Below are 26813 nucleotides of genomic sequence, written 5' to 3'. Positions count from 1 at the left end.
ACACGGGACAGCGAAGGGGCGCCCCGCCGGGCGGGGCGCCCCTTCGTCAGTGTTCCTGGCCGGTCAGCCCATGAACTTCTTGAACTCGTCAGGGAGTTCGAAGTTCTTGTCCTCCTGGGCGGGCAGACCCAGCGCGCCACCCTGCGCCGCCTGCTCGCGGCGGGCCGCCGCGGCCTGCTCCTCGGCCTTGCGCTTCATCGGGTTGCCGCTCTTGCGCTTGCCCTTGGCCTGCTTGACCTGCTTCTTCTGACGGCCGGGGCCGCCGCCCATGCCGGGCATCCCCGGCATCCCGGGCATGCCGCCGCCCTGGGCCATCTTCGACATCATCTTGCGGGCCTCGAAGAACCGCTCGATGAGCCCCTTGACCGCGGAGACCTCGGCACCGGAGCCCTTTGCGATACGGGCCCGGCGCGAGCCGTTGATGATCGTCGGCTCGGCGCGTTCCTTCGGGGTCATCGACTTGATGATCGCGGCCATGCGGTCGACGTCGCGCTCGTCGATGTTGTTGATCTGTTCCTTGATCTGCCCCATGCCGGGCAGCATCCCGAGCAGCTTGGAGATGGAGCCCATCTTCCTGACCTGCTCCATCTGCGCCAGGAAGTCGTCGAGCGTGAAGTCCTTGCCCTTGCTCGACGCCAGCTTGGAGGCCATTTTGGCGGCCTCTTCCTGGCTGAAGGTCTTCTCCGCCTGCTCGATCAGGGTGAGCAGGTCACCCATGTCGAGGATGCGGGACGCCATGCGGTCGGGGTGGAAGGCGTCGAAGTCCTCGAGCTTCTCACCGTTCGACGCGAACATGATCTGCTTGCCCGTGACGTGGGCGATCGACAGGGCGGCACCACCGCGGGCGTCACCGTCGAGCTTGGAGAGCACCACGCCGTCGAAGCCGACGCCGTCGCGGAAGGCCTCGGCGGTGTTGACCGCGTCCTGGCCGATCATCGCGTCGACGACGAAGAGGATCTCGTCGGGGCTGACGGCGTCGCGGATGTCCGCGGCCTGCCGCATCAGCTCCTCGTCGATGCCGAGGCGGCCGGCGGTGTCGACGATCACGATGTCGTGGACCTTGGCCTTGGCGAACTCGATGGAGTCCTTGGCGACCTTGACCGGGTCGCCCACGCCGTTGCCCGGCTCCGGCGCGTACACCGCGACGCCCGCGCGGTCGGCGACGACGCTGAGCTGGTTGACGGCGTTGGGGCGCTGGAGGTCACAGGCGACGAGCAGCGGGGAGTGCCCCTGGCTCTTGAGCCAGAGACCGAGCTTCCCGGCGAGGGTGGTCTTACCGGCACCCTGGAGACCCGCGAGCATGATCACGGTGGGCGGGTTCTTGGCGAACCTGAGCCGCCGGGTCTCGCCGCCGAGGATGCCGACAAGCTCCTCGTTGACGATCTTGACGACCTGCTGGGCGGGGTTCAGCGCCTGGGAGACCTCGGCGCCCCGCGCCCGCTCCTTGATGTTGGCGATGAACGCGCGGACGACGGGGAGGGCGACATCGGCCTCGAGCAGGGCGATACGGATCTCGCGAGCCGTGGCGTCGATGTCCGCCTCGGACAAGCGGCCCTTGCCCCTGAGGTTTTTGAAAGTCGCGCTAAGGCGGTCGGAGAGAGTATCGAACACGGCGCTCGTCGGTCCTCAGGGTCGGGGGCGTGGCAGGTCAGTCGCTCTCCAGGGTATCCGGACCCCGGAGAACGCAAAGCCCTCGCCCGTTTCTCGTGACGAACGGGCCCGGGGCGAGGGCTCAGCCCAGCTCCTTCTCGACCTCCCTGGCCACCTCCGCGGCCCGCTCGGGAGCCAGTGGCTCACCGTCGCCGTCCGTGACGTAGAAGGCGTCCACGGCGTTCGCTCCGAGCGTGGAGACATGGGCGCTGCGCACGCGCACCGCGCTCTGCTCCAGCGCCCGGCCGATCCGGTGCAGCAGCCCGGGGGCGTCCTGGGCGCGGACCTCGATCACGGTGGCCAGGCGTGAGCCGGCCGCCGCGACGGTCACCCTGGGGGGCGGCGCCTTCACCCCGCGCCGCCGTGGATAGGCCGCCTCGCGTTCGGCGAGCCTGGCCCGGATGTCCAGGGAGCCGTCCAGGGCGCGTACGAGATCGGCCCGCAGCCGGGCGGCCTGCGGGAGCGAGCCGTACTCCGCCGCGACCCGCCAGCTGAGCACCAGCAGGCCGGCCGACTCGCCCATCTCGGTGGGCAGCTCGACGGCGCGCAGGTCGGCGGCGCGGACCGTGAGGCGGTGGAGGGCGAGCACTCCGGCCGCGGCGGGCAGGACGCCGGGGCGGTCGGGCAGGGCGATGAGGAGTTCGACGCCGACGGGTTCGGGTTCGCCGTCCTCGGCGGCCGGTTCGGGCCGGGTGTGCAGGGACAGGACGGGCTCGCGGGTGCGCAGGGCCTCGACGGCCAGGCGTTCCTGCTCGGCGCTGGGCGCGAGGGGCTCCGGTGCGGGGGGTTCCTCGCCGGCCAGGAGCGCGGCGACGCGTCGGACCAGGTCGGAGACGAGGGACGCCCGCCAGGAGCTCCAGGCGGCGGGACCGGTGGCCAGGGCGTCGGCCTCGGTGAGCGCGTGCAGGAGTTCCAGGGTGGAGGCACTGCCCACGGCTGTGGCGACGGAGCGGACGGTCGCGGGGTCGTCGAGGTCGCGCCGGGTGGCGGTCTCGACCAGCAGGAGATGGTGGCGTACGAGCGTGGCGACGACGCCCACGTCCTGATGGTCGAAGCCGATGCGGGCGGCCATGTCGCGGGCGATGACCTCGCCCGCGACGGAGTGGTCCCCGGGCCAGCCCTTGCCGATGTCGTGGAGCAGAGCGGCGATCAGGAGGAGGTCGGGGCGGCCGACGCGGCGGGTGAGGTGGGAGGCGCGGACGGCCGTCTCGACGAGGTGCCGGTCGACGGTCCAGGTGTGGACGGGGTTGCGCTGCGGCCGGCAGTGCACGCGCTCCCAGTCGGGCAGCAGGCGGGTGATGATGCCTTCCGCCTCCAGGGCCTCCCAGACGCCGACGGTGGCTTCGCCGGCACCGAGCAGGGTGATGAGCTCCTCGCGGGCCTGGGCGGGCCACGGCACGGGCAGTGGCTGCGCCGCGGTGCCCAGGTGGCGTACGAGGTGACGGGAGAGCGGCAGCCCGGCCTCCGCCGCCGCGGCGGCGGCCCTGAGGGTGAGCACGGGGTCGCGTTCGGGGCGTGCGGTGCGCGCGAGGACCACCTCGCCGTCGGCCTCGACGACGCCCTCGGCGAGCGGGGTGCGTTCCGGTGCGGCCTTGGCGCCGCCGAGGATCGTCCGCAGCCGTGGCCGGACGGAGCGGGCCCGCAGGACGCGGTTGACCTCGCGCCAGGTGACGTCGGTGGCGTACGAGACGGTCCTGGCGGCCTCGTACACCTGGCGCAGCAGGGCGTCGGAGTCGAGGAGGCCGAGGGCCCCGGCGACCTGGTCCTGTTCCTGCAGGGCGAGGCGGTCTGTGGCCCGGCCGGTGGTGAGGTGGAGCGCGTCACGTGCGTCGAGGAGCGTGCGCCGGGCCTCGGCGAGCCCTTCGCGGGGCGCGTCCGCGACCCAGGAGGCCGCCACTGCACGCAGGGCGGTGGCGTCCCGGAGGCCGCCGCGGGCCTCCTTGAGGTCGGGTTCCAGGAGGAACTGGAGCTCACCCATGCGTTCGGCCCGCTCGCGGCAGAGTTCGTCGAGGGCGGGGAGGCGCTTGGGGGCCTGGTTGCGCCAGTCGGCGAGGATCGCGGTCCGCAGTCCGGCGACGAGGCCGAGGTCTCCGGCGACGGGGCGCGCGTCGAGCAGTCCGAGCTGGACCTTGAGGTCCTCCCCCGCGGTCCTGCGTGCTTCACCGGGGGTGCGTACGGAGTGGTCGAGGGCGAGGCCGAGGTCCCAGACGGGGTACCAGATCCCGTCGGCGAGCGTGGCGATGGCTCCGGCGTCGGCAGTGCCGTCGTGCAGGAGCAGGAGGTCGAGGTCGCTGCGCGGGGAGAGCTCGCCACGCCCGTATCCGCCGACGGCGACGAGGGCGGCTCCCCGGACACCCGCCCGCTCGGCCGCGGCGGTGAACAGCCCGGTGAGCCAGTCGTCGGTGAGCCGGGCCAGAGCGGCACGGCGCGGCGGCCCGGACCGCGTCTTCTCCTGGAGAAGACGCAGCCGGGCCGCCGCGTAGCCGCTGGGTCCCGAGTCCTCGGATTCGGTGGTCGCTTCGGTGCTCGTCACCCAGCTGCCTTTCCGTTCACAGGAACCGTCGGTCAGAGTGCGTCCGGGCCGCGTTCGCCGGTCCGTACGCGGATCGCGGTCTCGACCGGGACGCTCCAGACCTTGCCGTCACCGATCTTGCCCGTCCTGGCGGCCTTGACCACCACGTCGATGAGCTGTTCGGCGTCCTCGTCCTCGACGAGGACCTCGATACGGATCTTCGGCACGAGGTCGACGGTGTACTCGGCACCACGGTAGACCTCTGTGTGTCCGCGCTGACGCCCGTAACCGCTGGCCTCCGTGACCGTGAGGCCCTGGACGCCGAAGGCCTGGAGGGCCTCCTTGATCTCGTCCAGCCTGTGCGGCTTCACGACTGCGGTGATGAGCTTCATGCGTCCACCTTCTTGTTCGTCGGGGCTGACGGGGTGCCGGGGGCCGGACCCGTGGTGCGCTGTGCCGCGCCGCCGCCGGCGCCGCTGAAGTCGTATGCCGTCTCGGCGTGCTCGACCTGGTCGATACCGGAGACCTCGTCGTCCTCGGAGACGCGCATTCCGATCGTCTTGTCCAGGATGAAGGCGAGGACCGCGGAGACCACCAGGGAGTACGCGAGGACCGCGAACACTCCGACGGCCTGCTTGCCGAGCTGGTCGAGCCCGCCGCCGTAGAAGAGGCCCTTGGCGTCGGACTGCACACCGCCGGTGGCGAAGAAGCCGACGAGGAGCGAGCCGATGATGCCGCCGACGAGGTGGACGCCGACGACGTCCAGGGAGTCGTCGTAACCGAACTTGTACTTGAGGCCGACGGCCATGGCGCACAGGACACCGGCGATCACACCGACGGCGATGGCACCGAGCGGGCTGACCGCGCCGCCTGCGGGGGTGATGGCGACGAGGCCCGCGACGGCGCCGGACGCGGCCCCCAGGGTGGTGAAGGAGCCGTGGCGGATCTTCTCGTAGGCGAGCCAGCCCAGGACCGCCGCACCCGTGGCGACCTGCGTGTTGACGAACATGACGGCGCCGACACCGTCGTCGTTGCCGAGCCACGAACCGGCGTTGAAGCCGAACCAGCCGAACCACAGGAGGGCGGCGCCGAGCATGACGAGCGGCAGGCTGTGCGGCCGCATCGGGTCCTTCTTGAAGCCGACCCGCTTGCCGATGACGAGGATGACGCCGAGGGCCGCCGCACCCGCGTTGATGTGGACGGCCGTACCGCCGGCGAAGTCGATGACACCCAGCTCGAAGAGCCAGCCGCCCGCGCCCCACACCCAGTGGGCGACGGGGAAGTAGACGACGGTGACCCAGAGCGTGATGAAGAGGGCCCAGGAGGTGAACTTGACCCGGTCGGCGAGAGCGCCGCTGATGAGGGCCGGGGTGAGCACGGCGAACATCAGCTGGAAGACCGCGAAGACGTAGGTCGGGATGGTGTAGCCGTCCCAGAGCTCGGTCACGCCGATTCCGCTGAGGCCGACGAAGTCCGAGCTCCAGCCGATGACGGAGCCGACGTCGGTGCCGAAGGCGAGGCTGAATCCGTAGAGCACCCAGAGGATCGTGACGATCCCGAGGCTGATGAAGCTCATCATCAGCATGTTCAGGGTGCTCTTGACGCGGACCATGCCTCCGTAGAAGAAGGCCAGACCCGGGGTCATGAGCATCACCAGCGCGGTGCAGATGAGCATGAACCCTGTGTTGGCGGCAGACAGCTCCGGGGCGTCTGCGGCAAGCGTCGTGATGCCTGGGGGCATCGGCGTCTCCTCGTCGTCGGTGCGGCCACGTGCGGGGGTGCGGGACCACGGTGAAAAGGTGCGGGCCGGTTATGCGCCATGACATTCGCGCAGCGCGGTTTCCACGGATGCCGCACGATGTTTCACCGCAGTGACGGCTGGGCTCCGCGTGTTACGTACCGATGAACCAGGGGTGTCGGACCCGGTGTGCTGCCTACCATGCTGCCTGCGCCGCATACGGCGCGGCCGGAGCGGCCGGGAACGTGAACCGGCCACGACGGAGACCCGCTGACCTGGCAATGGGGGAGCCGAGTCGGGTGGTACGGGGCGGCCGTCGTGGCCGGTGGCAGGAGTGCCGGTCAGACCGCTTCGGCGGTCTCCGGGAGCTGCTCGGTGAGCAGGTCGGTGAGCCGGGCGACCTCGGGAATGTCACCGAAGTCCCTGGCAGCGGTGTCGACGGTCTTGCGGAGCCTGGTGTTGACGCGCTCCGACCTGACACTCTTGGCGATCTTCAGGGCCCTGGTGGCCAGGACCGTCGACTCCTCCGGCTCGCGCTTGAGGAGATGCACGGTGGCCATGCCGATCAGATTGAGCGCGTAGGACCGCTGGTGCTCGTTGTCCTCGCCGAAGAGCTCGACGGCGCGGGCCATGACGGGCTCGGCGAGCGAGGCGTACGTGGGGCTGCGGCCGGCGACATAGGCGAGGTCACGGTAGGAGTGGGCGTTCTCCCCGTGGAGTTCCGCGTCGGAGAAGAACCGGATCCAGTCGGGCTCGGGCTCGTCGTCGAGAACGGCGTCGGCGAAGGTGTCCTCGGCCATCCGGACCGCCCGCTTGCACTTGCTCGGCTGGCCCATGTTGGCGTAGGCGCGGGCCTCCATCGCATACAGCATGGCCTGGGTCCGGGCGGTGGCGCAGTCGCGGCTGCCGTACTGGGCGAGGTGGATGAGTTCGAGCGCGTCGTCGGGCCGGCCGAGGTGGATCATCTGGCGGCTCATGCTGGAGAGGATGTACGAACCCAGCGGCTTGTCGCCGGCCTCCTTGGAGGCGTGCAGGGCGAGCACGAAGTACTTCTGGGCGGTGGGCTGGAGGCCCACGTCGTAGCTCATCCAGCCTGCGAGCTCGGCCAGTTCGGCCGCGCAGCGGAACAGGCGCCTGGCGGTGGCCTGGGGCTGCGGCTCCTGCAGCAGGTCGGTGACTTCGTGGAGCTGGCCGACGACGGCCTTGCGGCGCAGCCCGCCGCCGCACTGGGCGTCCCACTGCCGGAACATCGCCGTGGTGGATTCCAGCAGGTCCAGCTCGGGGCCGGAGAGGCGCGAGGGGCGGCTCTCCGCGGTGGGCAGCTCGGGTTCCGCCTGCCCCTGGCGGGCGACGGGCACCAGCCAGCGCTGCATGGGCTCGATGAGGGTGGGTCCGGCGGCCAGGGCGAGGGAGCTGCCGAGGAAGCCGCGCCGGGCGAGCATGAGGTCGCTGCGGGAGAATTCGCTGAGCAGCGCGACGGTCTGCGGCCCGGCCCAGGGCAGGTCGACCCCCGCCACCGAGGGCGCCTGGTGGGCGGCGCGGAGCCCGAGGTCCTCGACGGAGACGACGGTGCCGAAGCGCTCGGAGAAGAGCTCGGAGAGGATGCGCGGGATCGGCTCGCGGGGCTGCTCGCCGTCGAGCCAGCGGCGCACCCGGGAGGTGTCGGTGCTGATGTGGTGGGCACCGAGCTGGCGGGCGCGCCGGTTCACCTGGCGGGCGAGCTCGCCCTTCGACCAGCCGCTCCGCACGAACCACGATCCCAATTGCCCGTTGGGGCGCTTTCCGGCATTCGTCTCGCCTGCGCCGCTGCCACTCACTGGAACGCCCCCATCCCGCTGAAACCTGTCGCGCGAACCTCTATCAGAATGCCGCGCCTCGGTGCTGCCCGTACGCCCGTTGCGCCCCATCGAACAGATCGGCGAATTGCCATCGGCATACTCAACTGCAGATGCAATTGCAGCTTCGAGTACCCACGGTAATCCTACGATCACCGCTGCGGCGAGGGCCGTTGCAGAAACGCCACCATTCGCCACCCCTTCGGGTGAACCCCTTCGGCGCAGTCCGCGATTCACTTGACAGGCCGCGATCAGCAGCGAGCGGAGTGAAGCATTCAGGGGCGCGCGGTGCACCTCACGCACCCCCGTGACGCGACCCCCGCGCTCCGGCGGATCGGCGGCGACGGAGGACGTCCGGTGCTCCGGGTCGTAACCACCGGTGAGTCGGACCCGTTGGAGGGGGCATGGGCTTCACGATCGGCGGCATCCGGGAGATGCGGTCCGGCACGCGGCGGCGCAGCCGTGCGGCCGGGGCGACCGCAGTGGCCGAGTACACAGGACTCTGGGGCTGGGCGGTGGCTCCGGGCGCGCGTGCCGCGGCGGGCGTCTGCTCGTGCGGCGACACCGCGTGCGCCGCCCCCGGCGCCCATCCGCTGGGTTTCGCCCGCGAGGTGCCGCCGGGCGCCACCCTCGACATGGCCGCGGACGCCTGGGCCGAGGTGCCGGGCGCCTCGATGCTGCTCCCCGCGGGTCGCTCCTTCGACGTGCTCGACGTCCCCGAGGCCGCAGGACGGCGCGCGCTGGTGCGGATGGAGCGGATGGGCCTGCCCCTGGGGCCCGTGTCGGTGACACCGACCGGTCGTACACAGTTCTTCGTCGCCCCCGGGGCGGCGGCAGGGCTCCCCGGGCTGCTCTACCGGATGGGCTGGGACGACGCGGACCTGGACCTGCGCGCACTGGGCCGCGGGGCGTACGTCACCGCTCCCCCGTCGGACCTCGGGGGCCTCGGCCCGGTCCGCTGGCTGCGCCCGCCGGTGCCGGACACGGCCGCCGCTCCCCCGCAGGCGCGACTGCTGCTCGGCACGCTCGCCTACATATGCCACCGGTGGTGAACGCCGAAGGGCGGTGAACCCCTCCCGGGGTCCACCGCCCTTCGCACGTACGCGGGGTACGGCCGGTCAGTCGCCGATCAGCGCGTCGACGAAGGCGCCCGGCTCGAACGGGGCGAGGTCGTCCGGACCCTCGCCGAGACCGATGAGCTTCACGGGGACGCCCAGCTCGCGCTGGACGGCGATCACGATGCCGCCCTTGGCGGTGCCGTCCAGCTTGGTGAGCACGATGCCGGTGATGTCGACCACCTCGGCGAAGACCCGCGCCTGGACGAGGCCGTTCTGCCCGGTCGTGGCGTCGAGGACGAGCAGGATCTCGTCGAGCGGCCCGTGCTTCTCGACGACCCGCTTGACCTTGCCGAGCTCGTCCATCAGGCCGGTCTTGGTGTGCAGCCGGCCCGCGGTGTCGATGAGCACCACGTCGGCACCCTCGGCGATGCCCTCCTTCACCGCGTCGAACGCGATGGACGCGGGGTCCCCGCCCTCGGGGCCGCGCACCGTACGGGCGCCGACACGTTCGCCCCAGGTCTGGAGCTGGTCGGCGGCGGCGGCGCGGAAGGTGTCCGCGGCGCCGAGCACGACGCTGCGGCCGTCGGCGACGAGCACCCGGGCGAGCTTGCCCGTCGTGGTCGTCTTGCCGGTGCCGTTGACCCCGACGACCATCACGACGCCGGGGGTCGCCTCGCCGCCCTCCGTCTTCACCGCACGGTCGAAGTCGGGACCGAGCAGGGTGACGAGCTCTTCGCGCAGCAGGGTGCGCAGCTCGTCGGGCGTACGGGTGCCGAGGACACGGACCCGCTCACGGAGCCGCTCCACCAGCTCCTGGGTGGGGGCGACGCCGACGTCGGCGGTGAGGAGGGTGTCCTCGATCTCCTCCCAGGTGTCCTCGTCGAGGTTGTCGCGGGACAGGAGCGTGAGCAGCCCCTTGCCCAGGGAGTTCTGCGAACGGGCGAGCCGGGCGCGGAGCCGCACCAGGCGACCCGCGGTGGGCTCGGGGACTTCGAGCTCGGGGATCTCCGGCTCGATGACGACGGGGGTCTCCTCGACGGGAGTCCCGGCGCCGGGGAGACCGACCTCCTCGATGGTGCGCCGCGCTTCGTCGCGCGGCGTCTCGGCCTCCTCGCCGACGCGGGGCTCGGCGGGAGGAGTGAGGGTCGGCGTGCTCGACGGCGCCGAGGGCGGCAGCTGCTTCTTCTTGCGGCTGCTGACCACGAGCCCGCTGATCAGGCCGACCGCGACCAGGGCGATGACTACAGCAAGGATGACGATTTCCATAACGCGTCCAGTATCGGCCACAGCCGTGGTCCGGCGCGGCCGTGGAGAGCGGCGGGTGTCGACCGCATGGACGGTATGCCACGTTTGGGCGTAAAGGTACGCTGCTGCCCGTGGAGAACCGCGGCCTGGATCCCGTCCCCGACGACGAACGCACCGGCCGGGTCCGCACCCTCTTCCCCACCTGGGTCACAGCCAACATGACGGTGCTGCTGCTGACCGTTGGGGCCGGGCTCACCGTCTTCAACGGGCTGAATCTCTGGCAGGTGCTGGCCGTGGCGGTGTCGGCCCCCGTGGTCTCGTTCGGACTGGTCGGCCTCGTGTCGATCGCGGGCAAGCGCGGCGGGGCGCCCGGCATGGCACTGTCCAGGGCGGTTTTCGGACAGCGCGGCAATCTCTTCCCCGGAGCCCTGCTGTGGGTCGCCCGGTGGGGGTGGGAGACCGTGAACGCGGTCACCGGCTCCTACGCCCTCCTGGCCGTACTCGATCTGCTGTTCGACATCCGGCGTAGCCACGCGCTGGTCCTGGTCGTCCTGACGGCCTTCGTCGCCGCGGGCTTCCTCGTGTCGGGGCTCGGCATCAGGGCACTCCGGGTGTCCTCCTGGGTCTCCGTCCGGCTCTTCGGGGCGGCGAGCCTCCTGGTCCTGGTCCATCTGATCGGCTCGACCCCGTGGCGGACCGTCCTGGAGCGGCCGCCCGGCCCGGCGGCGATGATGATCGCGGGGATCGGGACACTGGCCGCCGGGGGCATCAGCTGGGTTCCCTCCGCCCCGGACTTCGCCCGCTACCTGCCGCGCTCCGCGTCCGGCCGGGCGATGGTCGGCGCGACCGTGGGCGGGGCGCTGGTCACGGTGGCGCCGATGGTGATGATGGGCGCGGTCATGGCGGTGAGCTCACCGCACCTGGCCGTCACGAAGGACCCCGTGGCGTTCATCGGCGAGCTGCTGCCGATGTGGATCTCGGTGCCCTATCTCCTCACCGCAGTGGCCGGCATGGTGCTGATCAACGCGATGTCGATGTACTCCGCCGGCTTCACCGCGCAGACGCTCGGGTTCGCGATGCCCCGCGCCTGGGCCGTGGGCGTGAACGCGACGATCAGCCTGCTGCTGGGCGGGGCCCTGATGATGGTGGCGACGAGTTTCATCGGCACCTTCCTCTCGTTCCTGACCCTGCTCGGTGTGACGTTCTCCGCGTGGATCGGGGTCTTCGGCGTCGATCTGCTGCGCGGCCGTACGTACGACGCCGAGGCCCTCATGGACACGGGTCCCCGCAGTGGCTACTGGTACGCCGGGGGGTTCGGCCGGCAGGCCATGACGGCCTGGGGGGCGGCACTGGTGACCGGACTGCTGTTCACCGATGTCGAGTGGTTCACCGGCCCGCTCGCCGGCTACTGGATCGGGCGCCACGGCCTGGGCTGGGCGGCCACGATCCTCGTCGCGGCGGGGGTGTACGCGGCGCTGCCGCGCCCGGCGGACGGGACGGGCGGCGCACCGGCCCGGTTCTGACCCCCCGGCACGGCAGAACGCTGCCCCGGGCCGGCATGGGCCGGACCGGGGCAGCGTGGTCGAGGAGAGGGGCAGCGGGGATTAGCCCATCTCCTCCAGCGCCTTGCCCTTGGTCTCCTTCACGAACTTGAGCACGAAGGGGATGGAGAGCACGGCGAAGCAGGTGTAGATGATGTAGGTGCCCGACAGGTTCCAGTCGGCCAGGCTCGGGAAGCTCGCGGTGATGGCCCAGTTGGCGATCCACTGCGCGGAGGCGGCGACACCGAGCGCGGCGGCGCGGATCCGGTTCGGGAACATCTCACCGAGGAAGACCCAGACCACGACACCCCACGACAGGGCGAAGAAGAGCACGAAGACGTGGGCCGCGATCAGGGCGACGGTGCCCTGGGTCGTGGGCAGTTTGCCGTCGACGAGATCCGCGGAGAAGGCCCAGGCCTCGAACGCCAGGGCGACGGCCATACCCATGGACCCGATGAGGGCGAGCGGCCTGCGGCCGACCCGGTCCACCAGGACCATGGCGATCACGGTGCCGATGATGTTGATGATCGACGTGGTGAACGAGTAGAAGAACGAATCGGTCGGGTCGATGCCGACGGACTGCCACAGCGTCGCCGAGTAGTAGAACGCGACGTTGATACCGACGAGCTGCTGGAAGACCGAGAGGCCGATACCGACCCAGACGATCGGCAGGAAGCCGAAGCGGCTGCCGAGCAGGTCGCTGAACTTCGACTTGTGCTCACGACGCATCGCCGTCTCGATCTCGTTGACGCGCGCGTCGAGGTCGACGTTCTTGCCCTCGACCTCTTCGAGGATCTTCCGGGCGCGGTCCTTCTTGCCCACGGAGATCAGGAAGCGCGGCGACTCGGGGATCGCGAAGGACAGCAGCCCGTACAGGATCGCGGGTACCACCATCACGCCGAGCATCCACTGCCAGGCCTCGAAGCCGCCGATCTCACCGCGCTGGTCGCCGTCGGCGAGCTGCAGGATGCCGTAGTTGACCAGCTGCGAGATGGCGATACCGACGACGATGGCGGCCTGCTGGAAGGAGCCGAGGCGCCCTCGGTAGGCGGGCGGCGAGACCTCGGCGATGTAGGCCGGGCCGATGACGGATGCCATGCCGATCGCGAAGCCGCCGATGATCCGCCACATGGCGAGGTCCCAGAGGGCGAACGGCAGAGCGGATCCGACGGCGCTGATGGTGAAGAGCACCGAGGCGATCTGCATGCAGCGGATACGGCCGATCCGGTCGGCGATGCGTCCCGCCGTCGCCGCGCCGATCGCACAGCCGATCAGCGCGATCGCGATCACCTGGGCGAGCGTCCCCGACCCGATGTCGTAGCGGTCGCGGATGGCCTCGACGGCCCCGTTGATCACGGAGCTGTCGTAGCCGAAGAGGAAGCCGCCCATCGCTGCGGCTGCGGTGATGAAGATGACATGGCCGAGATGGTCCGGGTGGGCCTCCCGGGCTCCGGACTCCGGTCCGCGCGCTGTGCTGGTCACATGAACTCCTGGTACCTGGCCGCAACGTCAGGTGTGGGGGGTGAGCCCTCCTAGTGGCGCACAACTTCCTGCCGACCACCACTTGAAGGTAAAAACAACATTGCTGAGGTTATGCGTTCAAGTTTCGAAGTCAAGACTTGGGTCCGGGTGAAGCGGTCCCTCACAAGTACCCAGGAGCGCCCAAAAGGTGCGTTGAAGTGTTGAAGGTTAGGTAAAGGAGATGTGACTGCACGTCAGTCGATGAACCGATGGCTCAGCGAAGCCGCTGGCTGATCACCTTGGAGACTCCGTCGCCCTGCATCGAGACTCCGTACAGCGCGTCGGCGACCTCCATCGTCCGCTTCTGGTGCGTGATGACGATGAGCTGGGAGCTCTCCTGGAGCTCCACCATGATCCGGATCAGACGCTGCAGATTGGTGTCGTCGAGCGCCGCCTCCACCTCGTCCATGACGTAGAACGGGCTCGGCCTGGCCTTGAAGATGGAGACCAGCAGGGCAACGGCCGTAAGGGATCGCTCGCCGCCGGACAGCAGGGAGAGCCGCTTGACCTTCTTGCCCGGAGGCCTGGCCTCGACGTCGAGGCCGGTCGTCAGCATGTTGTCCGGGTCGGTGAGGATGAGACGGCCCTCGCCGCCCGGGAAGAGCCGGGAGAAGACGCCCTCGAACTCGCGTGCGGTGTCCCGGAACGCCTCCGTGAACACCTGCTCGACCCGCTCGTCGACCTCCTTGATCACCTGCATCAGATCGGCCCGGGTCTTCTTCAGGTCTTCGAGCTGTTCGGAGAGGAACTTGTGCCGTTCCTCCAGCGCCGAGAACTCCTCCAGGGCGAGCGGATTCACCTTCCCGAGTTGCTGATACGCCCGTTCGGCCGCCTTCAGGCGCTTCTCCTGCTCGGCCCTTACGAAGGGCTTCGGCTGGTTGCGCGGGTCCTCCGGATCCGCCGGGAGCTCCTCGCCCTCCGCCGCGGGGGACGGTGGCACCAGCTGGTCGGGGCCGTACTCGGCGGCCAGGCCGGCCGGCTCGACGCCGAACTCCTCCAGTGCCTTGGCCTCCACCTGCTCTATGCGCAGCCGCTTCTCGGCCCCGAGCACCTCGCCCCGGTGCACCGAGTCGGTGAGCCGGTCGAGCTCGCTCTTGAGGTCACGGCCGCGTCCGCGTTCGGCCGCCAGGTCCCGCTCGCGCTCGGCCTTCGCCGCCTCGGCCCGGGTCCGCTCCTCGTCCGCCCGTACGACCGAGACCTCCACATGGGCGAGCAGCTGTCGGGCGCCCGACGCCACGGCTGCGGCCACGGCCGCCTCGTGGCGCAGCCGGGCACGGCGCTGCTCGGCGCGGGTGCGTGCCTCGCGCTCGGCCCGGGCCCCGCGGTCGAGGGCGTCGGCCCGTCCCGCGAGCGCCTTGACCCGCTCCTCGTGCGTACGGGCCTGGAGGCGGGCCTCCATCTCGGTCTGGCGTGCGTTGGCCCCGTCGGCGGCGAGCCGGTCCCGTACGGAGGTGTCGGGCTCCTCCTCGACCGGGGTCTCCTCCGCGACCAGCAGCCGTTCCGCCAGCTCCTCGGCCTCCTCGGTGGCCCGCTCCAGCGCCTCCTGCGCCCGGGCGGCGGAGGCGGTCATCCGCTCGGCCTCCCCCGCGGCGCCACGGGCCTGTCCGGCCAGCCGTCCGAGCTGCTGCGCCACTCCCGACTTCTCCCGCTCGGCGGCCCGGCGCCGCTCCCCGAGCTCCTCCACGCGGGCGGCGCCCTCGCCGCGCCGTGCGGCCTCGGCCCGCTGGGCCGAGGCGAGTTCCTCGCAGCGCACGGCGAGCTCGGCGAGCTCGGCGGCGGCCTCGTCGACGGATGCCTGGACCTCCAGCAGGCTGGGTGCCCCGGCGGATCCGCCGTGGGCGAAGTGGGCGCCCAGCACATCGCCCTCGGCGGTGACGGCGGTCAGACCGGGGTGGGCGGCGACCAGCTCCTCGGCGTCCTCCAGGGTGCCGACGACGACCATGTCGCGTACCAGCCGCCGGACGGCCGCCATCAGTTCGGCGGGCCCCCGCACCAGGCTCGCGACGGCGGGCGCGGCGGGTTCCCCGGTGGCGAGGGCCGGGCCGGCCGATGCCGTGCCGGAGACCGTGACGGTTGCGGGACCGTGCTCCGCCCCGGAAGGCGTGGCGGCCGCAGGACCGAGCTCCGCCCCGGAAGGCATGGCGGCCGTGGGGCCGGACGCCTGACCGGGCACCAGTCCGGCGGGGCCGTCGACGGGCTCCCGCGGCTGCTCCGTACCCTGCGCGGGTACCTGCCCGCCCGCCGATCCGCCCGTCACCAGCGCCGCGCGCCCCGCGTCCTGCTTGCGCAGCAGACGGATCGCCTCCGCCGCGGCGGCCGGACCCGTCACCGCGACGGCGTCGGCGGCCGCGCCCAGTGCGGCGGCCACCGCGACCTCGTGCCCGGGGGCCACCGTGAGCAGTTCCGCGACCGGTCCGAGCAGTCCGGTGAGCCGGTCCCCCGCACCGAGCAGCGCCCCGGTGCCGTCCTTGCGACGGAGGCCCAAGGACAGTGCCTCGTGCCGGGCTGAGACCGCCGCGCGGCTGCGTTCGGCGGCGGTGACCGCCTCGCGCGCCGCGCTCAGGGCCGCCTCCGCCCCGGCGAGTTCCCGTTTGGCGGCCTCATGCTGCTCCGCCAGCTCGGCGTCACCCGCGTCCAGCCCATCGACCTCGGCCTTGAGCTGCTCGTACTCCTCCTGGGCGGCCACCGCCCGCTCCTGTGCCTCGTCCCGCGACGCGGCCAGCCGGTCGATCTCGGCCTGCGCCGAACCCGCGCGGCTGCGCGCGGCGTTGACCTGCCCGGTGAGCCGGGCGAGCCCTTCGCGCCGGTCGGCGATGGCCCGGGCCGCGTCCCGGAGCCTGCGCTCCTCGGCGGCCAACTCCCGCTCCAGTTCGGCCCGGTGTGCGGTGGTGTCCTCCAGGGCGTGCTCGGCTGCTTCGAGCGCGGCCTCCAGCTCCGCCTCCTGCTCGCGGATCCGGGCGGCCTCACGCTCCATGTCCTCCGGGTCCCGCCCACGCCGCTCCTCCTCCGGCGCGGCGGTGGCGCTCTTCACCCGGGCGTCGGCGAGCGAGATCGTGCCCCGCACGCGTTCGGCCAGCTGGGAGAGTTCGTACCAGGTCTGCTGGGCCCGCTGCAGCCGCGGCGCGAGCCGGCGCACCTCGTCCTCCAGGTCCGCCTCGCGGGCGAGCGCCGCCTTGAGCTCGGCCTCCGCCGCTTCCCTGCGCTGTTTGAGGGCGGCCTCGTCGGCGATCTCGCCGCGCAGCGCCTCCCGCAGCCTCACCAGGTCGTCGGCGAGCAGACGCAGCCGGGCATCGCGCAGGTCGGCCTGGATGACAGCGGCCCGGCGGGCCACGGCCGCCTGCCGGCCAAGCGGTTTGAGCTGGCGCCGAAGTTCGTCGGTGAGGTCCTGGACGCGGGCGAGGTTGGCGCCCATCGCCTCCAGCTTCCGCAGCGCCTTCTCCTTGCGCTTACGGTGCTTGAGCACACCCGCCGCCTCTTCGATGAAGGCGCGGCGCCCCGTCGGGTCGGCGTGTAGGACCGAGTCCAGCCGGCCCTGGCCGACGATGACGTGCATCTCGCGGCCGATACCGGAGTCCGAGAGGAGTTCCTGGATGTCGAGCAGCCGGCAGGTGTCGCCATTGATCTGGTATTCGCTGCCGCCGTTGCGGAACATGATCCGGGTGATCGTCACCTCGGCGTACTCGATGGGCAGCGCGCCATCGGAATTGTCGATGGTCAGCGACACTTCCGCACGGCCGAGAGGCGGCCTTCCCGTGGTGCCGGCGAAGATCACGTCTTCCATCTTGCCGCCGCGCAGGGATTTGGCCCCCTGCTCCCCCATGACCCAGGAGAGGGCGTCCACCACATTGGATTTACCCGACCCGTTGGGGCCGACGACACAGGTGATCCCCGGTTCGAACCGCAGGGTCGTGGCGGAGGCGAACGATTTGAAACCACGGAGGGTCAGAGCCTTGAGGTGCACGCCGCCGGACTCTACCTTTCACTCTCGGTTTCGCTGATGAAGGTGCAGGGCACATCAGACGGTAAGCGAAGAGCGATAGGCGGCCGACGACGGCCCGGGGGGAAAGAAAGAAGGGACGCCGGAGCGTCCCTTGTAAATCCTGCACGGTGCTGCTGTGCAGTCATTGGAGCACAGTCTTGCGTAACGGATCGCTGGCGGACCGGATCACGAGCAGTCCTCGGTGTTCCAGAACGACGATCCGTGACGAAGACTTCGATGGTTGATCCCGAGCGGCTGGCGTATGGCCCGACCGGCCCCGGCAGGGCCTTGGGGTCAGGTCAGCGCGGGCTCCGCCTGGGGTACGTCGATGTCGATGCTGTCGAGCAGCGACTCCTGGTGCTGGGCGGCGGCGTTGAGCGCGTCGTTCTCGTCCTGGATCCGTACGAGCTCGGATTCCAGGTCCTGGACGCGCTTCTGGAGCCGTCGCATCTCGGCGAGGAGTCGCGGATCGGAACCGCCGACGTAACCGAGAAGCGCCTTTGCCATGATGAAAGGTCCTCCACACTGAGTGACCGACCGATGCGGTGTGGGTCGTGAGGGAATCGCACCCGCGGTGCTCGGCAGTGCTGTGAATTCACTGCTGTTCTGCTGTCACCAGCTCTGCCGAACAGCTAAGGTGCGCGGGGTTTTCAGCGTCTCACCAAAAAGTTTGACGGTCAACACGATCACACGCCTGCGGACCGGGTGTCCCGGGGGTGCGCGGCCTGATGATCATGCGGCGCGACTCTCCTGCGGGTTCCCGAAGGGTGTGGAGATCTTCGTCAATGCCGCAGCCTGGCACGGCGCGCCGCTCTTGGCAACCATGTCCGGGCACCGGCTTCCTCCCAGGTCATTTCGGGTGCGAGGTCTTCGCCCGCCCTCTGTTCACCGCTCGCCGTCATCCGTGCGCGCAGCGCGTCCGGCCCGCATTCACCCGAGCGGGATCAGCGGATGGCGAACCCCTCATATCCACCGCGCGGCGTGTCCCAGATCTCAGTGACTCCGTCCACGCGCCCGGGTGTGTCGTCGGAGCCGAGCCAGTCGAGCAGACGGTGGCAATTCTCACGCGGCCCTTCGGCCACCACCTGTACCCGGCCGTCGTCGAGATTGAGGGCGAAGCCGGTGAGGTTTCCGATCTCCAAAGCATTTGCCCTGGTGAACCAGCGGAACCCTACTTGCTGTACTCGGCCGCGTACCCATACGACGAGTCGTGCATCTTCGTTCATGCCCGAACGCTAACCGCCCAATTACTCAAGGAGCACGCCGCCCCAAACGGCCATGGCGTAAGGTCCCCTCGCAATAGCTTCACCCGAACGGGTGAGTTTGATCTTTTCACACGGTGACGTCGTAATGACGCCCCGGAGCACGAGGAAGGCACAGCGCATGGGACGGCATCGACGCGCAGGCGCGGCCCCCGCCGCTGAGCAGCACGCGGCGACCGCGGAGGACGGGCCCCGCGGCGCTCGCCGGAAGAAGCGAGGCGGTATACCCGTACGCGCCGGGCTCCTCGGCGTATCGGCTGCCGTGGCCGTCGGAGCGGTCGCCGTGGCCTCGGGCCTGCTGCCCGGCGGAGACAGCTACAGCGTGAGCGGAGGCGGGGCCGCCGACCAGGTCCACGCCGGCGGTGCTCCCGATCTGCTGACCCAGGGCGAGTCGTCCGCCGAGCCGACCGGACGCACCTCCGCCTCCGCGTCCGCCGAGGCCGACCGGGGTTCCGGCCGTTCAGCCGCACCCTCGAAGTCCCCTTCGGCCACCCCCAGCGAGAAGCCGAGCAAGAAGCCGTCCGCCACCGCGACGAAGCCGGCGACGAAGGCTCCGGAGCGGACGAAGGCTCCCGCCCCGGCACCGAAGAAGACCACATCGTCCAGCCCCGCGGCCAAGAAGCCGGCCGCTCCGAAGACCTCGTCCGCCGCGCCGAGCCGCAAGGCCACCACCCCCGCGAGCCCGTCCGCCACCAGCGCTCAGGCCACCGTGCTCACCCTGGTCAACCAGGAACGCGCGAAGGTCGGCTGCAGCCCGGTCACCACGAGCGCCTCGCTGACCGCTCTCGCCCAGGACTTCAGCGAGGACATGGCGGCCCGCGACTTCTTCGGCCACACCGACCCCGACGGAGCGACCCCCTGGGACCGCGCCGCCGCAGCGGGCGTGGCGGGTCTGGGCGGCGAGAACATCGCCCGGGGCCAGGCCGACGCACAGGCCGTGATGGACGCCTGGATGAACAGCGACGGCCACCGCGCAAACATTCTCAACTGCGATTACAAGACGCTCGGCGTGGGGGTCCACCTCGGCTCCGGCGGCCCCTGGTGGACGCAGGACTTCGGCTTCTGAGAAGTGCCGGAAGAGGCCCCTGCCCGTCGGGAACGGACAGGGGCCTCTTGCTGTGCCCCGGGCCTACAACCATGGCCCGCCATCAGGAGTCTTGATCTTTCGGCAGCTACATTCCGCCATGGATGATCAAGACCGAAGGTACGTATGAACCGACCCAGAGGCACCACGGTGGCCACCGCGAGCGCCGTGGTGCTCGCCACCGCAGGCGGCCTGCTCGCCACAGCCGCCCCCGCCTCCGCAGCCGTCACCTGCGCATCGCCCGTCTTCAAGCGGACGTTCTACGCCAACACCACGTTCTCCGGGACGCCCAAGGGCACCGACTGCGACTCCGTGATCGACCAGAACTGGGGCACGGGTGCACCCGGTTACAAGGGCATGCCCTCCGACAACTTCGGTGTCCGCTGGTCCACGACCCGCGACTTCGGATCCGGCGGGCCGTTCACCTTCACCGCGTCGTCCCGTGACGGCATACGCGTGTACGTCGACGGCGTACGCAAGGTCGACGTGTGGAAGAACGTCGCCACGACCGTCTCGAAGACGGTCAACCTGACGATCCCGTCCGGCACGCACAGCCTGCGCGTCGACTTCGTGAACTGGACCGGCTCCGCCAACGTCAAGTTCGCCTACACGCCCCGCACTTCGGCGACCGTCGACAAGGTCAAGCCGCTCGTCCCGACCGGGACCACCGTCGCCTACAGCACGGCTTCCACGTCCACGAAGGTCAGCTGGGCCAGGAACAGGGAGATGGACCTCGCCGGCTACCGCGTGTACCGGCGGCTGAAGGGCGCGGCCTATCCGGCGAAGGCGCTGGCGACCACGACGTCCACCTCGTACACCGACACGACCGTGCCGAAGGACGGCAACGTCTACTACTACGAGGTGCGCGCGTACGACAAGGCGGGCAACACCTCCTCGGGCACCGCCGACGCCGCTGTCACCACGGTCGACCGGACGGCTCCCGCCGCCCCGAAGGGCGTCGAGGACAACTGGGCCATCGGCAACCCCACCAAGGTCACCCTCTACTGGGACGGCGGCAACGAGTCCGACCTCGCCGAGTTCCGGGTGTACCGCTCGACCTCACGGCCGGTCGCCCTGACCGCCGCCAACCGGCTGGCCTCCTCGGGCGGCGGCTACAGCGGGCCGCTGCCGCAGACCGGTGACACCTACTACTACGTCGTCACCGCCGTCGACACCCACGGCAACGAGTCCGCGTCCTCCGGCACCGCCGTGTACTACAGCGACGACCTCACCGGCCCGGTCGACACCGCGCTCAACGCGCGGGCTTCCGAGAGCGAGGCCGGAGTCACCGTGACCTGGGAGGCCTCGGCGGTGACCAGCGACGACTTCGCGGGCTACTCGGTCTTCCGGACCAGCCGCCCGGGAACGAGCACGGCCACGCGCACGGAGGTCGGCAAGGGCGTCAGGGGGACCTCCTTCACCGACGCCGCGCCGCCGGCCGGCGCGACGTACGCCTACCACGTCGTCGCCCTGGACCACGAGGGCAACGGCGGCACCCCGTCCGCCGCGCTCTCCGTCACCGTCGTGGGCAACAAGACCGCGCCCGCCCCCGTCACCGGGGTGACCGCCGTCCCGAAGGCGAACGGCGTCACGCTCTCCTGGGAGGCGAACGCCGACCCCGGTCAAGCGCATTACCGCGTGCTGCGCGGCACCCTCGTGGACGGGCAGTGGACGTACACCCCCGTGCTCCACCCCTCGAACTTCCAGCCGTGGGAGATCACGGAGACGACGTTCCACGACGCCGTGCCCGCCGACGGCCAGCAGGTCCGCTACGCCGTCGTCGCCGTCGACCAGTACGGGAACCAGCTGACCCCGGCCGCCGGCGCCACGGCCCTCGACGTCACCGAGCTGGACCTCCGCCCGACCGTCCCGGCGGCGACGGGCGCCCCGCTGGCCTACCTCGGCTCCGACCAGAACGCCTGGCTCTCCTGGGCCCTCGGCAGCTCCGAGACCCTCGGTGAGGTGTCCGGCTTCGCCATCCACCGCTGGAACCCGCAGACCGGGGCCTTCGAGCTGGTCCGCACGGAGCCTAAGGGCGCCGGCACCACCTGGCACTGGAAGGACCCCGCCGTCCCGGCGGAGAGCACGGTCTACTACCGCGTCTCGGTCCTCTACGCCGACGGAACCACCTCGGGTGCGAGCGAGACCTCCGTCGTGACCCGCTGACACGCCGGCCTCGGCGCCCGTGCGGCGTTCACCGTGAGTGAGCGCCGCACGGGCGGGAGCCGGAGCTGATCCAGCTCGTGGAGGGCCGGGCCGCGGTCTCGTCCTCAGGAGGCGGCGGAGACGCGCGGCGGACGCTGGCAGCGCGGGCAGAAGTAGCTGGAGCGGTTCATCCACGGCCGTCGGCGCATCGGCGTACCGCAGCGGTGGCAGGGTTCGTCCTCGCGCCCGTAGGCGTCCAGCGACCGGTCGAAGTAACCGGACTCGCCGTTCACGTTGACGTACAGGCTGTCGAAACTGGTGCCGCCCTGGTCGAGGGCCTCCCGCATCACGTCCCGGACATGGCCGAGCAGCTCCGCCGTCCTGGGGCGGGTCAGGGTCGCGGTCGGCCGCTCGTAGTGCAGCCGGCTGCGCCAGAGCGCCTCGTCGGCGTAGATGTTGCCCACGCCGCTGATCAGGGACTGGTCGAGCAGGGCGCGCTTGACCGTCGTACGGCGCAGGCGCAGCGCCAGGTGGAAGGCGGTGTCGTCGAAGGCCGGGTCGAGGGGGTCGCGTGCGATGTGCGCGATCACATCGGGCAGGCCGTCGGGGGTGTTGTCGTGCAGCGAGAGCCCGCCGAAGGTCCGCTGGTCGACGAAGCGCAGCTCGGTGCCGAGCGCGTCGTCGAAGCGGACCCTGATCCGCAGGTGCTTCTCGTCGGCGGCCTCCTCGGGCTGCACGAGCAGCTGACCGCTCATGCCGAGGTGGCCCAGGAGCGAGGACTCCACCTCGTCGAGGGGGATCCAGAGGTATTTGCCGCGGCGCATCGCCGTGCCGAAGCGCAGACCACGGAGCCGCGCCGCGAAGTCCGGGCCGCCCGCGAGGTGCCGGCGCACCGCACGCGGGTGCAGCACCTCGACGTCCTCGACGGTGCGCCCGGCGGTCCAGCGCTCCAGGCCCCGGCGCACGACTTCGACCTCGGGCAGTTCGGGCACGGTGACTCCTTCGACACAGGGGGGAAGACAGCGAGAGCCCCCCGGCGCACAGGGCACCGGGGGGCTCTCGGACGGTTCAGGCCGGAGCCGCGTCCGACTGCGGCGACGGGTCGTCGGCAGGGATGTCGGCGATCCCTCCGTCGGCTGCGGCCTTGGCCGCAGCCTCCCGTGCCTCCGCGGCGGCGCTGATCTCACGCCAGGCGGACTCGGCAGCCTGCTGCTCCGCTTCCTTCTTGCTACGGCCGGTGCCGGTGCCGTACGAGACACCACCGACGCGAGCGGCAGCAGTAAAGGTCTTCTCGTGATCGGGGCCGGTCTCCGTGACGAGGTACTCGGGGACTCCGAGGCTCTCGCTCGCGGTGAGCTCCTGGAGACTGGTCTTCCAGTCCAGGCCGGCTCCGAGGTTGGAGGACCTGTCGATCAGCGGGTCGAAGAGCCGGTGGACCAGCTCCGAGGCCGCACTGAGGCCCTGGTCGAGATAGACGGCGCCGATCACCGCTTCAAGGGTGTCGGCGAGGATGGAAGCCTTGTCCCGGCCACCCGTGCCCTCTTCACCACGGCCGAGCCGGATGAAGGAGCCGAGTTCGAGGCCGCGGCCCACTTCCGCAAGCGCACGCGAGTTGACCACCGCGGCCCGCAACTTGGCCAGCTGGCCTTCGGGCAGGTCGGGGTGGGTGCGGTACAGCGTGTCCGTGACCACCAGACCGAGCACGGAGTCCCCGAGGAACTCCAGCCGCTCGTTGGTGGGCAGACCGCCGTTCTCGTACGCGTACGAGCGATGGGTCAGCGCACGCACCAGAAGGGCGGACTCGAGGTGATACCCGAGCCGCCCTTCCAGAAGCGTGTGGGACGAGGCTGTGTTGATGTTGTCTGTCTTCTTGGAACTGGACAACTCAGACATCGGGCCTCTCACCAGCCGCTCAGACCTCGAGGACCTGGCGCTTGTTGTAGGTGCCGCAGCTCGGGCACGCAATGTGCTGGAGCTTCGGCTCCTGGCAACGCTCGCACGAAACCAGGGTGGGGACCGCAGCCTTCCACTGCGACCGGCGGTGGCGCGTGTTGCTGCGCGACATCTTCCGCTTCGGAACAGCCACGGCTACTTCTCCTGCTTCTCGTCGACGCCCGGTTCGGCGCCGCCCATGTTGTCCTTCTCGCCGTCCTGAACGGTCTCGGCGAGTCCTTGCAGTGCCGCCCAACGGATGTCGACGGCATCGTGGTGGTGGTCCGGATTCTCGTCCAGCCTGATTCCGCACTCGGAACACAGACCGGCACAGGTCTCCTTGCACACCGGCTGCAGCGGCAGTGCGAGCACCACCGCGTCACGCAGCACAGGCTCGAGGTCGAACGAGTCGTCCTCGAGAAAGAACCTGTCCTCGTCGTCCTCGGCGTCGTCGACCGGGTCCGCGGTCCTGCTGCGGTTCCGGTCATCGGCGTCAGGGTACGAGAACATCTCCTGGAAGTCCGCTTCGACCTCGAGGGCCAGCGGCTCCAGACACCTTACGCACTCCCCCTCGGCCGTCGCACGGGCGGTGCCTGTGACGAGCACCCCTTCCATGACCGATTCGAGGCGGAGGTCCAGCGCCAGGGGCGCATTCTCCTGCACACCGATGACCCCGTCGATACCGAGGTCCTTCGGAGCTTCCACCGTGCGGGTCAGCCGCTTCATGGCACCAGGACGCCGACCCAGCTCGCGCGTATCGAACACGAGAGGGCTGCGGTGGTCGAGATGGCCGTTCAGGGCTTTTCCTGCTTTCGAGATCATGTGCGTGGTGCGGCTTCGGGAGGGCCACCCCTGTCCTGACGGAAAGAGGGCAGCCGGGATCGCGGACATACACGCGACCGAAGAGCCAGGATACTGGACGTACCGCCCAGCTCCCAATCCGGTACGCCCCGCTCCGGTCAGCGGCCCTGTTCGTAGCGGCGCAGCTGTTCCAGGTCGATCATGCTGGTGTCGAAGAGGCTGGTCTCGTCGAGCGCGCTCTCGCCCTGCTGCACGGGCACCTGGCCCTGCTGCGGCCAGTACTCCTGCTGCTGGTTCGGGTCGTACGGCTGCTGCTGGTAGGCGGCGTACGGGTCCTGCTGCTGGTAGGCGTAGCCGTCCTGGAGCTGCTGGTCCTGGTAGCCGTACGTCTGCGCGTACTGCGTCTCGGGCTGCCCCTGGACCGGGAAGCCGGTCTGCGCCGGGTCCTGGTAGTCGGCGACCGGCGTGTAGTCCGGCTGTGCGGGCTCGGCGTAGGACGGCTGCCGGGGGCTCTGCCGCGGCTCGGAGGTGGCGAGCTCGGCAAGGCCCGCCCAGTGGTCCTCGTCGCTGGTGTGCAGGTGGCCGCCCGCCGCGTCCTGGGCGGCCATGTGCGCGCCGAGCTCGTCGGTGGCGACCCGGCCGTGCAGCTTCTGGCGGCCCCGGCCGACGGCCTCCAGGGTCTTGGCGAGCACGGCCTCGAAGGCGCCGAGCTTGGTGTCCACGTAGTCGTCGGCGCGGCGGCGGAGCGTCTCGGGGTCGGCGCTGCGCTCGGGAGCCTCGGCGAAGTCGGGGTCCTCGTAGCCCTGCTCGTCGAGGCCTTCGCTCCGGCCCAGGAGCTTCTCCCGGCCCCGGTCGACGGAGCCGATGGTCTTGGTGAGGACGACCTCGAAGTTGGCGAGCTTGCTGTCGACGTACTCGTCGGCCTCGCCGCGGACCTCGTCGGCCTCCCGGCGGGCCTCGGACAGGATCCGGTCCGCCTCGGCCTGGGACCGCTGGGCGATCTCGGTGCCGGAGATCAGCGAACCGCGCTCCGCGCGGGCCGACTCGATGATCCGCTCGGCCTCCTGCCGGGCCTGCTCGACGAGCTGCTCACGGCCGCCGATGAGCTCCTCGGCGTGGGCCAGCGAACCGGGCAGGGCCTCGCGGACCTCCTCCAGCATCGCGAGCAGTTCGGCCCGGTTGACCACGCAGGACGCCGACATGGGCATGGAGCGGGCGTTCCCGACCGTTTCGACGATCTCGTCGAGCTTCTTCTGCACGTCCACCGTGTGCTCGCCACTCTCTGCTGCTGTTGGAGACGGACGGGACGACTGTAAGGCCAGTCGCCTCCCGTCCGACACCTGGTGACGGTCGGTCAGCGCATCACTTCTCGCCGAGACGCTTCACGAGGGCCTCGTGGACCGCCGGCGGCAGCAGGTGAGCCACGTCGCCACCCCAGGTGGCGACCTCCTTGACCAGGGAGGACGACAGGAAGCTGTAGGTCGGGTTCGTCGGGACGAAGAGCGTCTCGACCCCCGAGAGGCCGTTGTTCATCTGGGCCATCTGCAGCTCGTAGTCGAAGTCGCTGACGGCCCGCAGGCCCTTCACGATCGCCGGGATGTCGCGCTGCTTGCAGAAGTCGACCAGCAGGCCGTGGAAGGACTCGACCTCCACGTTGCCGAAGTCCGCCGTGACCTCGCGGATCAGCTCGATCCGCTCGTCGACGGTGAACAGGCCCTTCTTGGACTGGTTGATCATCACGGCGACGTGCACGACGTCGTACAGCTTCGAGGCTCGTCCGATGATGTCGAGATGTCCGTTGGTGATGGGGTCGAACGACCCCGGACAGACGGCGCGGCGCAACGTGGTTCCCTCGCTCTCCGGTGCGGTCATCGTGCGTCTTCGCACGTAGAGGCGGCGCGACCGTACCAAAACGTGGCTTCGCCGTATCGACGGGCCCGCTGTGGCTCGAATCCGTCGGGCCAGCTGAATTCTCCGCCTCTGGTGCTCCGTTCCACCGTGACGAGGGCGTCGCTCGTGAGCCACCCCTGAGCACGGAGTGTGAGCAGGATCTCCCGGAGATCGTCGTCGGTGACGGCGTACGGCGGATCGAGGAAAACCACGTCGTACGGTTCCGCGGGTGCCGGTCCCGCCACGATCTGTTCGGCTTTGCCCGCACGGAATTCGGCGCCGGGCAGACCGAGCGAGCGGATGTTGTCGCGGACGGTGCGCGCGGCCTTGGCGTCGGCCTCCACGAGCAGCGCGTGGGCCGCTCCTCGCGAGAGCGCCTCCAGGCCCACCGCGCCGGAGCCCGCGTAGAGATCGGCGACGCGGACGCCGTCGAGGGTGCCCAGAAGCGCTTCCCAGGTGGAGAACAGGGCCTCGCGCGCACGGTCGGAGGTGGGGCGGGTGCCGGTGCCGGGCGGGACGGCCAGGCGGCGTCCGCCGGCCGAGCCGGCGATCACGCGGGTCATGGGTGTCTGTTCCTCGGGTCGCGGGCGGCACACAGGACGGAACGTGTGCTGTGCTCC

The 26813-nt window shown here is 70.6% G+C and carries 21 protein-coding genes; 4 read left to right on the top strand and 17 right to left on the bottom strand.

From position 1 onward, the window contains the following. Positions 1-63: 63 nt before the first annotated feature. The 5 genes from ffh to OG379_RS27685 form a co-directional block, all read right to left on the bottom strand. Positions 64-1611 (bottom strand): signal recognition particle protein, encoded by a 1548-nt coding sequence (gene ffh / locus OG379_RS27705; RefSeq protein ID WP_393763906.1) that lies wholly within the window; start codon positions 1609-1611, stop codon positions 64-66. Positions 1612-1732: 121 nt separating this feature from the next. Beyond that, positions 1733-4183, bottom strand: a complete 2451-nt coding sequence (locus OG379_RS27700; RefSeq protein WP_405665710.1) for a [protein-PII] uridylyltransferase — start codon at positions 4181-4183, stop codon at positions 1733-1735. Positions 4184-4215: 32 nt separating this feature from the next. Beyond that, a complete protein-coding gene (locus OG379_RS27695; protein WP_014048583.1) occupies positions 4216-4554 on the bottom strand; it encodes a P-II family nitrogen regulator in 339 nt (112 codons plus the stop codon). Continuing rightward, positions 4551-5903: an ammonium transporter gene (locus tag OG379_RS27690; RefSeq protein WP_405665709.1), complete on the bottom strand. Its 1353-nt coding sequence runs from the start codon at positions 5901-5903 to the stop codon at positions 4551-4553. Before OG379_RS27690 ends, OG379_RS27695 begins: the two co-directional genes overlap by 4 nt. A 338-nt stretch (positions 5904-6241) precedes the next feature. Beyond that, complete coding sequence (locus OG379_RS27685; protein ID WP_405665708.1) at positions 6242-7717, bottom strand: hypothetical protein; 1476 nt, start codon at positions 7715-7717, stop codon at positions 6242-6244. Positions 7718-8139: 422 nt separating this feature from the next. On the opposite strand from OG379_RS27685, the gene OG379_RS27680 reads away from it, so the two are divergent. Then, positions 8140-8787, top strand: coding sequence for a bifunctional DNA primase/polymerase (locus OG379_RS27680; RefSeq protein ID WP_405665707.1), 648 nt, complete (start codon positions 8140-8142; stop codon positions 8785-8787). A 66-nt stretch (positions 8788-8853) separates the two neighbouring features. On the opposite strand, the gene ftsY is transcribed toward OG379_RS27680, so the two are convergent. After that, a complete protein-coding gene (gene ftsY / locus OG379_RS27675) occupies positions 8854-10059 on the bottom strand; it encodes a signal recognition particle-docking protein FtsY (protein ID WP_393763895.1) in 1206 nt (401 codons plus the stop codon). A gap of 110 nt (positions 10060-10169) precedes the next feature. Here ftsY and OG379_RS27670 point away from each other — a divergent pair, with 110 nt between their 5' ends. Beyond that, positions 10170-11561 (top strand): purine-cytosine permease family protein, encoded by a 1392-nt coding sequence (locus tag OG379_RS27670; protein ID WP_405665706.1) that lies wholly within the window; start codon positions 10170-10172, stop codon positions 11559-11561. An 81-nt stretch (positions 11562-11642) separates the two neighbouring features. Here OG379_RS27670 and OG379_RS27665 read toward each other — a convergent pair whose 3' ends face one another. The 4 genes from OG379_RS27665 to OG379_RS27650 form a co-directional block, all read right to left on the bottom strand. Beyond that, positions 11643-13061 (bottom strand): sugar porter family MFS transporter, encoded by a 1419-nt coding sequence (locus tag OG379_RS27665; protein ID WP_405665704.1) that lies wholly within the window; start codon positions 13059-13061, stop codon positions 11643-11645. Between the two features lie 253 nt (positions 13062-13314). Beyond that, positions 13315-17061: an AAA family ATPase gene (locus OG379_RS27660; RefSeq protein WP_405665702.1), complete on the bottom strand. Its 3747-nt coding sequence runs from the start codon at positions 17059-17061 to the stop codon at positions 13315-13317. A 312-nt stretch (positions 17062-17373) separates the two neighbouring features. After that, positions 17374-17586, bottom strand: coding sequence for a hypothetical protein (locus tag OG379_RS27655; RefSeq protein WP_033304037.1), 213 nt, complete (start codon positions 17584-17586; stop codon positions 17374-17376). 437 nt (positions 17587-18023) lie between these two features. Then, positions 18024-18305: an acylphosphatase gene (locus OG379_RS27650; protein ID WP_073745712.1), complete on the bottom strand. Its 282-nt coding sequence runs from the start codon at positions 18303-18305 to the stop codon at positions 18024-18026. A 157-nt stretch (positions 18306-18462) separates the two neighbouring features. On the opposite strand from OG379_RS27650, the gene OG379_RS27645 reads away from it, so the two are divergent. Both OG379_RS27645 and OG379_RS27640 read left to right on the top strand, forming a co-directional pair. Next, positions 18463-19407 (top strand): CAP domain-containing protein, encoded by a 945-nt coding sequence (locus tag OG379_RS27645; protein ID WP_405665700.1) that lies wholly within the window; start codon positions 18463-18465, stop codon positions 19405-19407. A 144-nt stretch (positions 19408-19551) separates the two neighbouring features. Beyond that, a complete protein-coding gene (locus OG379_RS27640; RefSeq protein ID WP_405665699.1) occupies positions 19552-21591 on the top strand; it encodes a PA14 domain-containing protein in 2040 nt (679 codons plus the stop codon). A 104-nt stretch (positions 21592-21695) separates the two neighbouring features. Here the strand turns inward: OG379_RS27640 and mutM are convergent, their stop codons facing one another. From mutM to rsmD, 7 genes are all read right to left on the bottom strand, one after another. Further along, positions 21696-22562, bottom strand: coding sequence for a bifunctional DNA-formamidopyrimidine glycosylase/DNA-(apurinic or apyrimidinic site) lyase (gene mutM, locus OG379_RS27635; RefSeq protein ID WP_405665698.1), 867 nt, complete (start codon positions 22560-22562; stop codon positions 21696-21698). Between the two features lie 76 nt (positions 22563-22638). Continuing rightward, positions 22639-23463: a ribonuclease III gene (gene rnc, locus OG379_RS27630; RefSeq protein WP_405665696.1), complete on the bottom strand. Its 825-nt coding sequence runs from the start codon at positions 23461-23463 to the stop codon at positions 22639-22641. A gap of 19 nt (positions 23464-23482) precedes the next feature. After that, positions 23483-23656, bottom strand: coding sequence for a 50S ribosomal protein L32 (gene rpmF, locus OG379_RS27625; RefSeq protein WP_003965982.1), 174 nt, complete (start codon positions 23654-23656; stop codon positions 23483-23485). Positions 23657-23658: 2 nt separating this feature from the next. Further along, on the bottom strand, positions 23659-24324 hold the full coding sequence (locus OG379_RS27620; RefSeq protein ID WP_104789413.1) for a DUF177 domain-containing protein: 666 nt from the start codon (positions 24322-24324) through the stop codon (positions 23659-23661). Positions 24325-24461: 137 nt separating this feature from the next. Beyond that, the gene (locus tag OG379_RS27615; protein ID WP_405665694.1) at positions 24462-25568 is read right to left on the bottom strand and encodes a cell division initiation protein; all 1107 of its coding nucleotides are present in this window, start codon (positions 25566-25568) and stop codon (positions 24462-24464) included. Between the two features lie 97 nt (positions 25569-25665). Beyond that, the gene (coaD, locus tag OG379_RS27610) at positions 25666-26145 is read right to left on the bottom strand and encodes a pantetheine-phosphate adenylyltransferase (RefSeq protein ID WP_393764026.1); all 480 of its coding nucleotides are present in this window, start codon (positions 26143-26145) and stop codon (positions 25666-25668) included. A 26-nt stretch (positions 26146-26171) separates the two neighbouring features. Continuing rightward, complete coding sequence (rsmD, locus tag OG379_RS27605; RefSeq protein ID WP_405665693.1) at positions 26172-26756, bottom strand: 16S rRNA (guanine(966)-N(2))-methyltransferase RsmD; 585 nt, start codon at positions 26754-26756, stop codon at positions 26172-26174. Positions 26757-26813: the final 57 nt, after the last annotated feature.

The organism is Streptomyces sp. NBC_01166 (assembly GCF_045039765.1).
In the GTDB taxonomy this organism is placed as follows: domain Bacteria; phylum Actinomycetota; class Actinomycetes; order Streptomycetales; family Streptomycetaceae; genus Streptomyces.
The sequence above is the reverse complement of the archived record's forward strand: the minus strand, read 5'-3'. Positions and strand labels throughout refer to the sequence as shown.

What these genes read in the sequence shown, in the direction of transcription:
- OG379_RS27695 (WP_014048583.1), bottom strand. Translation starts at nt 4,554, where the DNA reads ATGAAGCTCATCACCGCAGTCGTGAAGCCGCACAGGCTGGACGAGATC.
- OG379_RS27690 (WP_405665709.1), bottom strand. Translation starts at nt 5,903, where the DNA reads ATGCCCCCAGGCATCACGACGCTTGCCGCAGACGCCCCGGAGCTGTCT.
- OG379_RS27680 (WP_405665707.1), top strand. Translation starts at nt 8,140, where the DNA reads ATGGGCTTCACGATCGGCGGCATCCGGGAGATGCGGTCCGGCACGCGG.
- ftsY (WP_393763895.1), bottom strand. Translation starts at nt 10,059, where the DNA reads ATGGAAATCGTCATCCTTGCTGTAGTCATCGCCCTGGTCGCGGTCGGC.
- OG379_RS27655 (WP_033304037.1), bottom strand. Translation starts at nt 17,586, where the DNA reads ATGGCAAAGGCGCTTCTCGGTTACGTCGGCGGTTCCGATCCGCGACTC.
- OG379_RS27650 (WP_073745712.1), bottom strand. Translation starts at nt 18,305, where the DNA reads ATGAACGAAGATGCACGACTCGTCGTATGGGTACGCGGCCGAGTACAG.
- OG379_RS27645 (WP_405665700.1), top strand. Translation starts at nt 18,463, where the DNA reads ATGGGACGGCATCGACGCGCAGGCGCGGCCCCCGCCGCTGAGCAGCAC.
- OG379_RS27640 (WP_405665699.1), top strand. Translation starts at nt 19,552, where the DNA reads ATGAACCGACCCAGAGGCACCACGGTGGCCACCGCGAGCGCCGTGGTG.
- rnc (WP_405665696.1), bottom strand. Translation starts at nt 23,463, where the DNA reads ATGTCTGAGTTGTCCAGTTCCAAGAAGACAGACAACATCAACACAGCC.
- OG379_RS27620 (WP_104789413.1), bottom strand. Translation starts at nt 24,324, where the DNA reads ATGATCTCGAAAGCAGGAAAAGCCCTGAACGGCCATCTCGACCACCGC.
- rsmD (WP_405665693.1), bottom strand. Translation starts at nt 26,756, where the DNA reads ATGACCCGCGTGATCGCCGGCTCGGCCGGCGGACGCCGCCTGGCCGTC.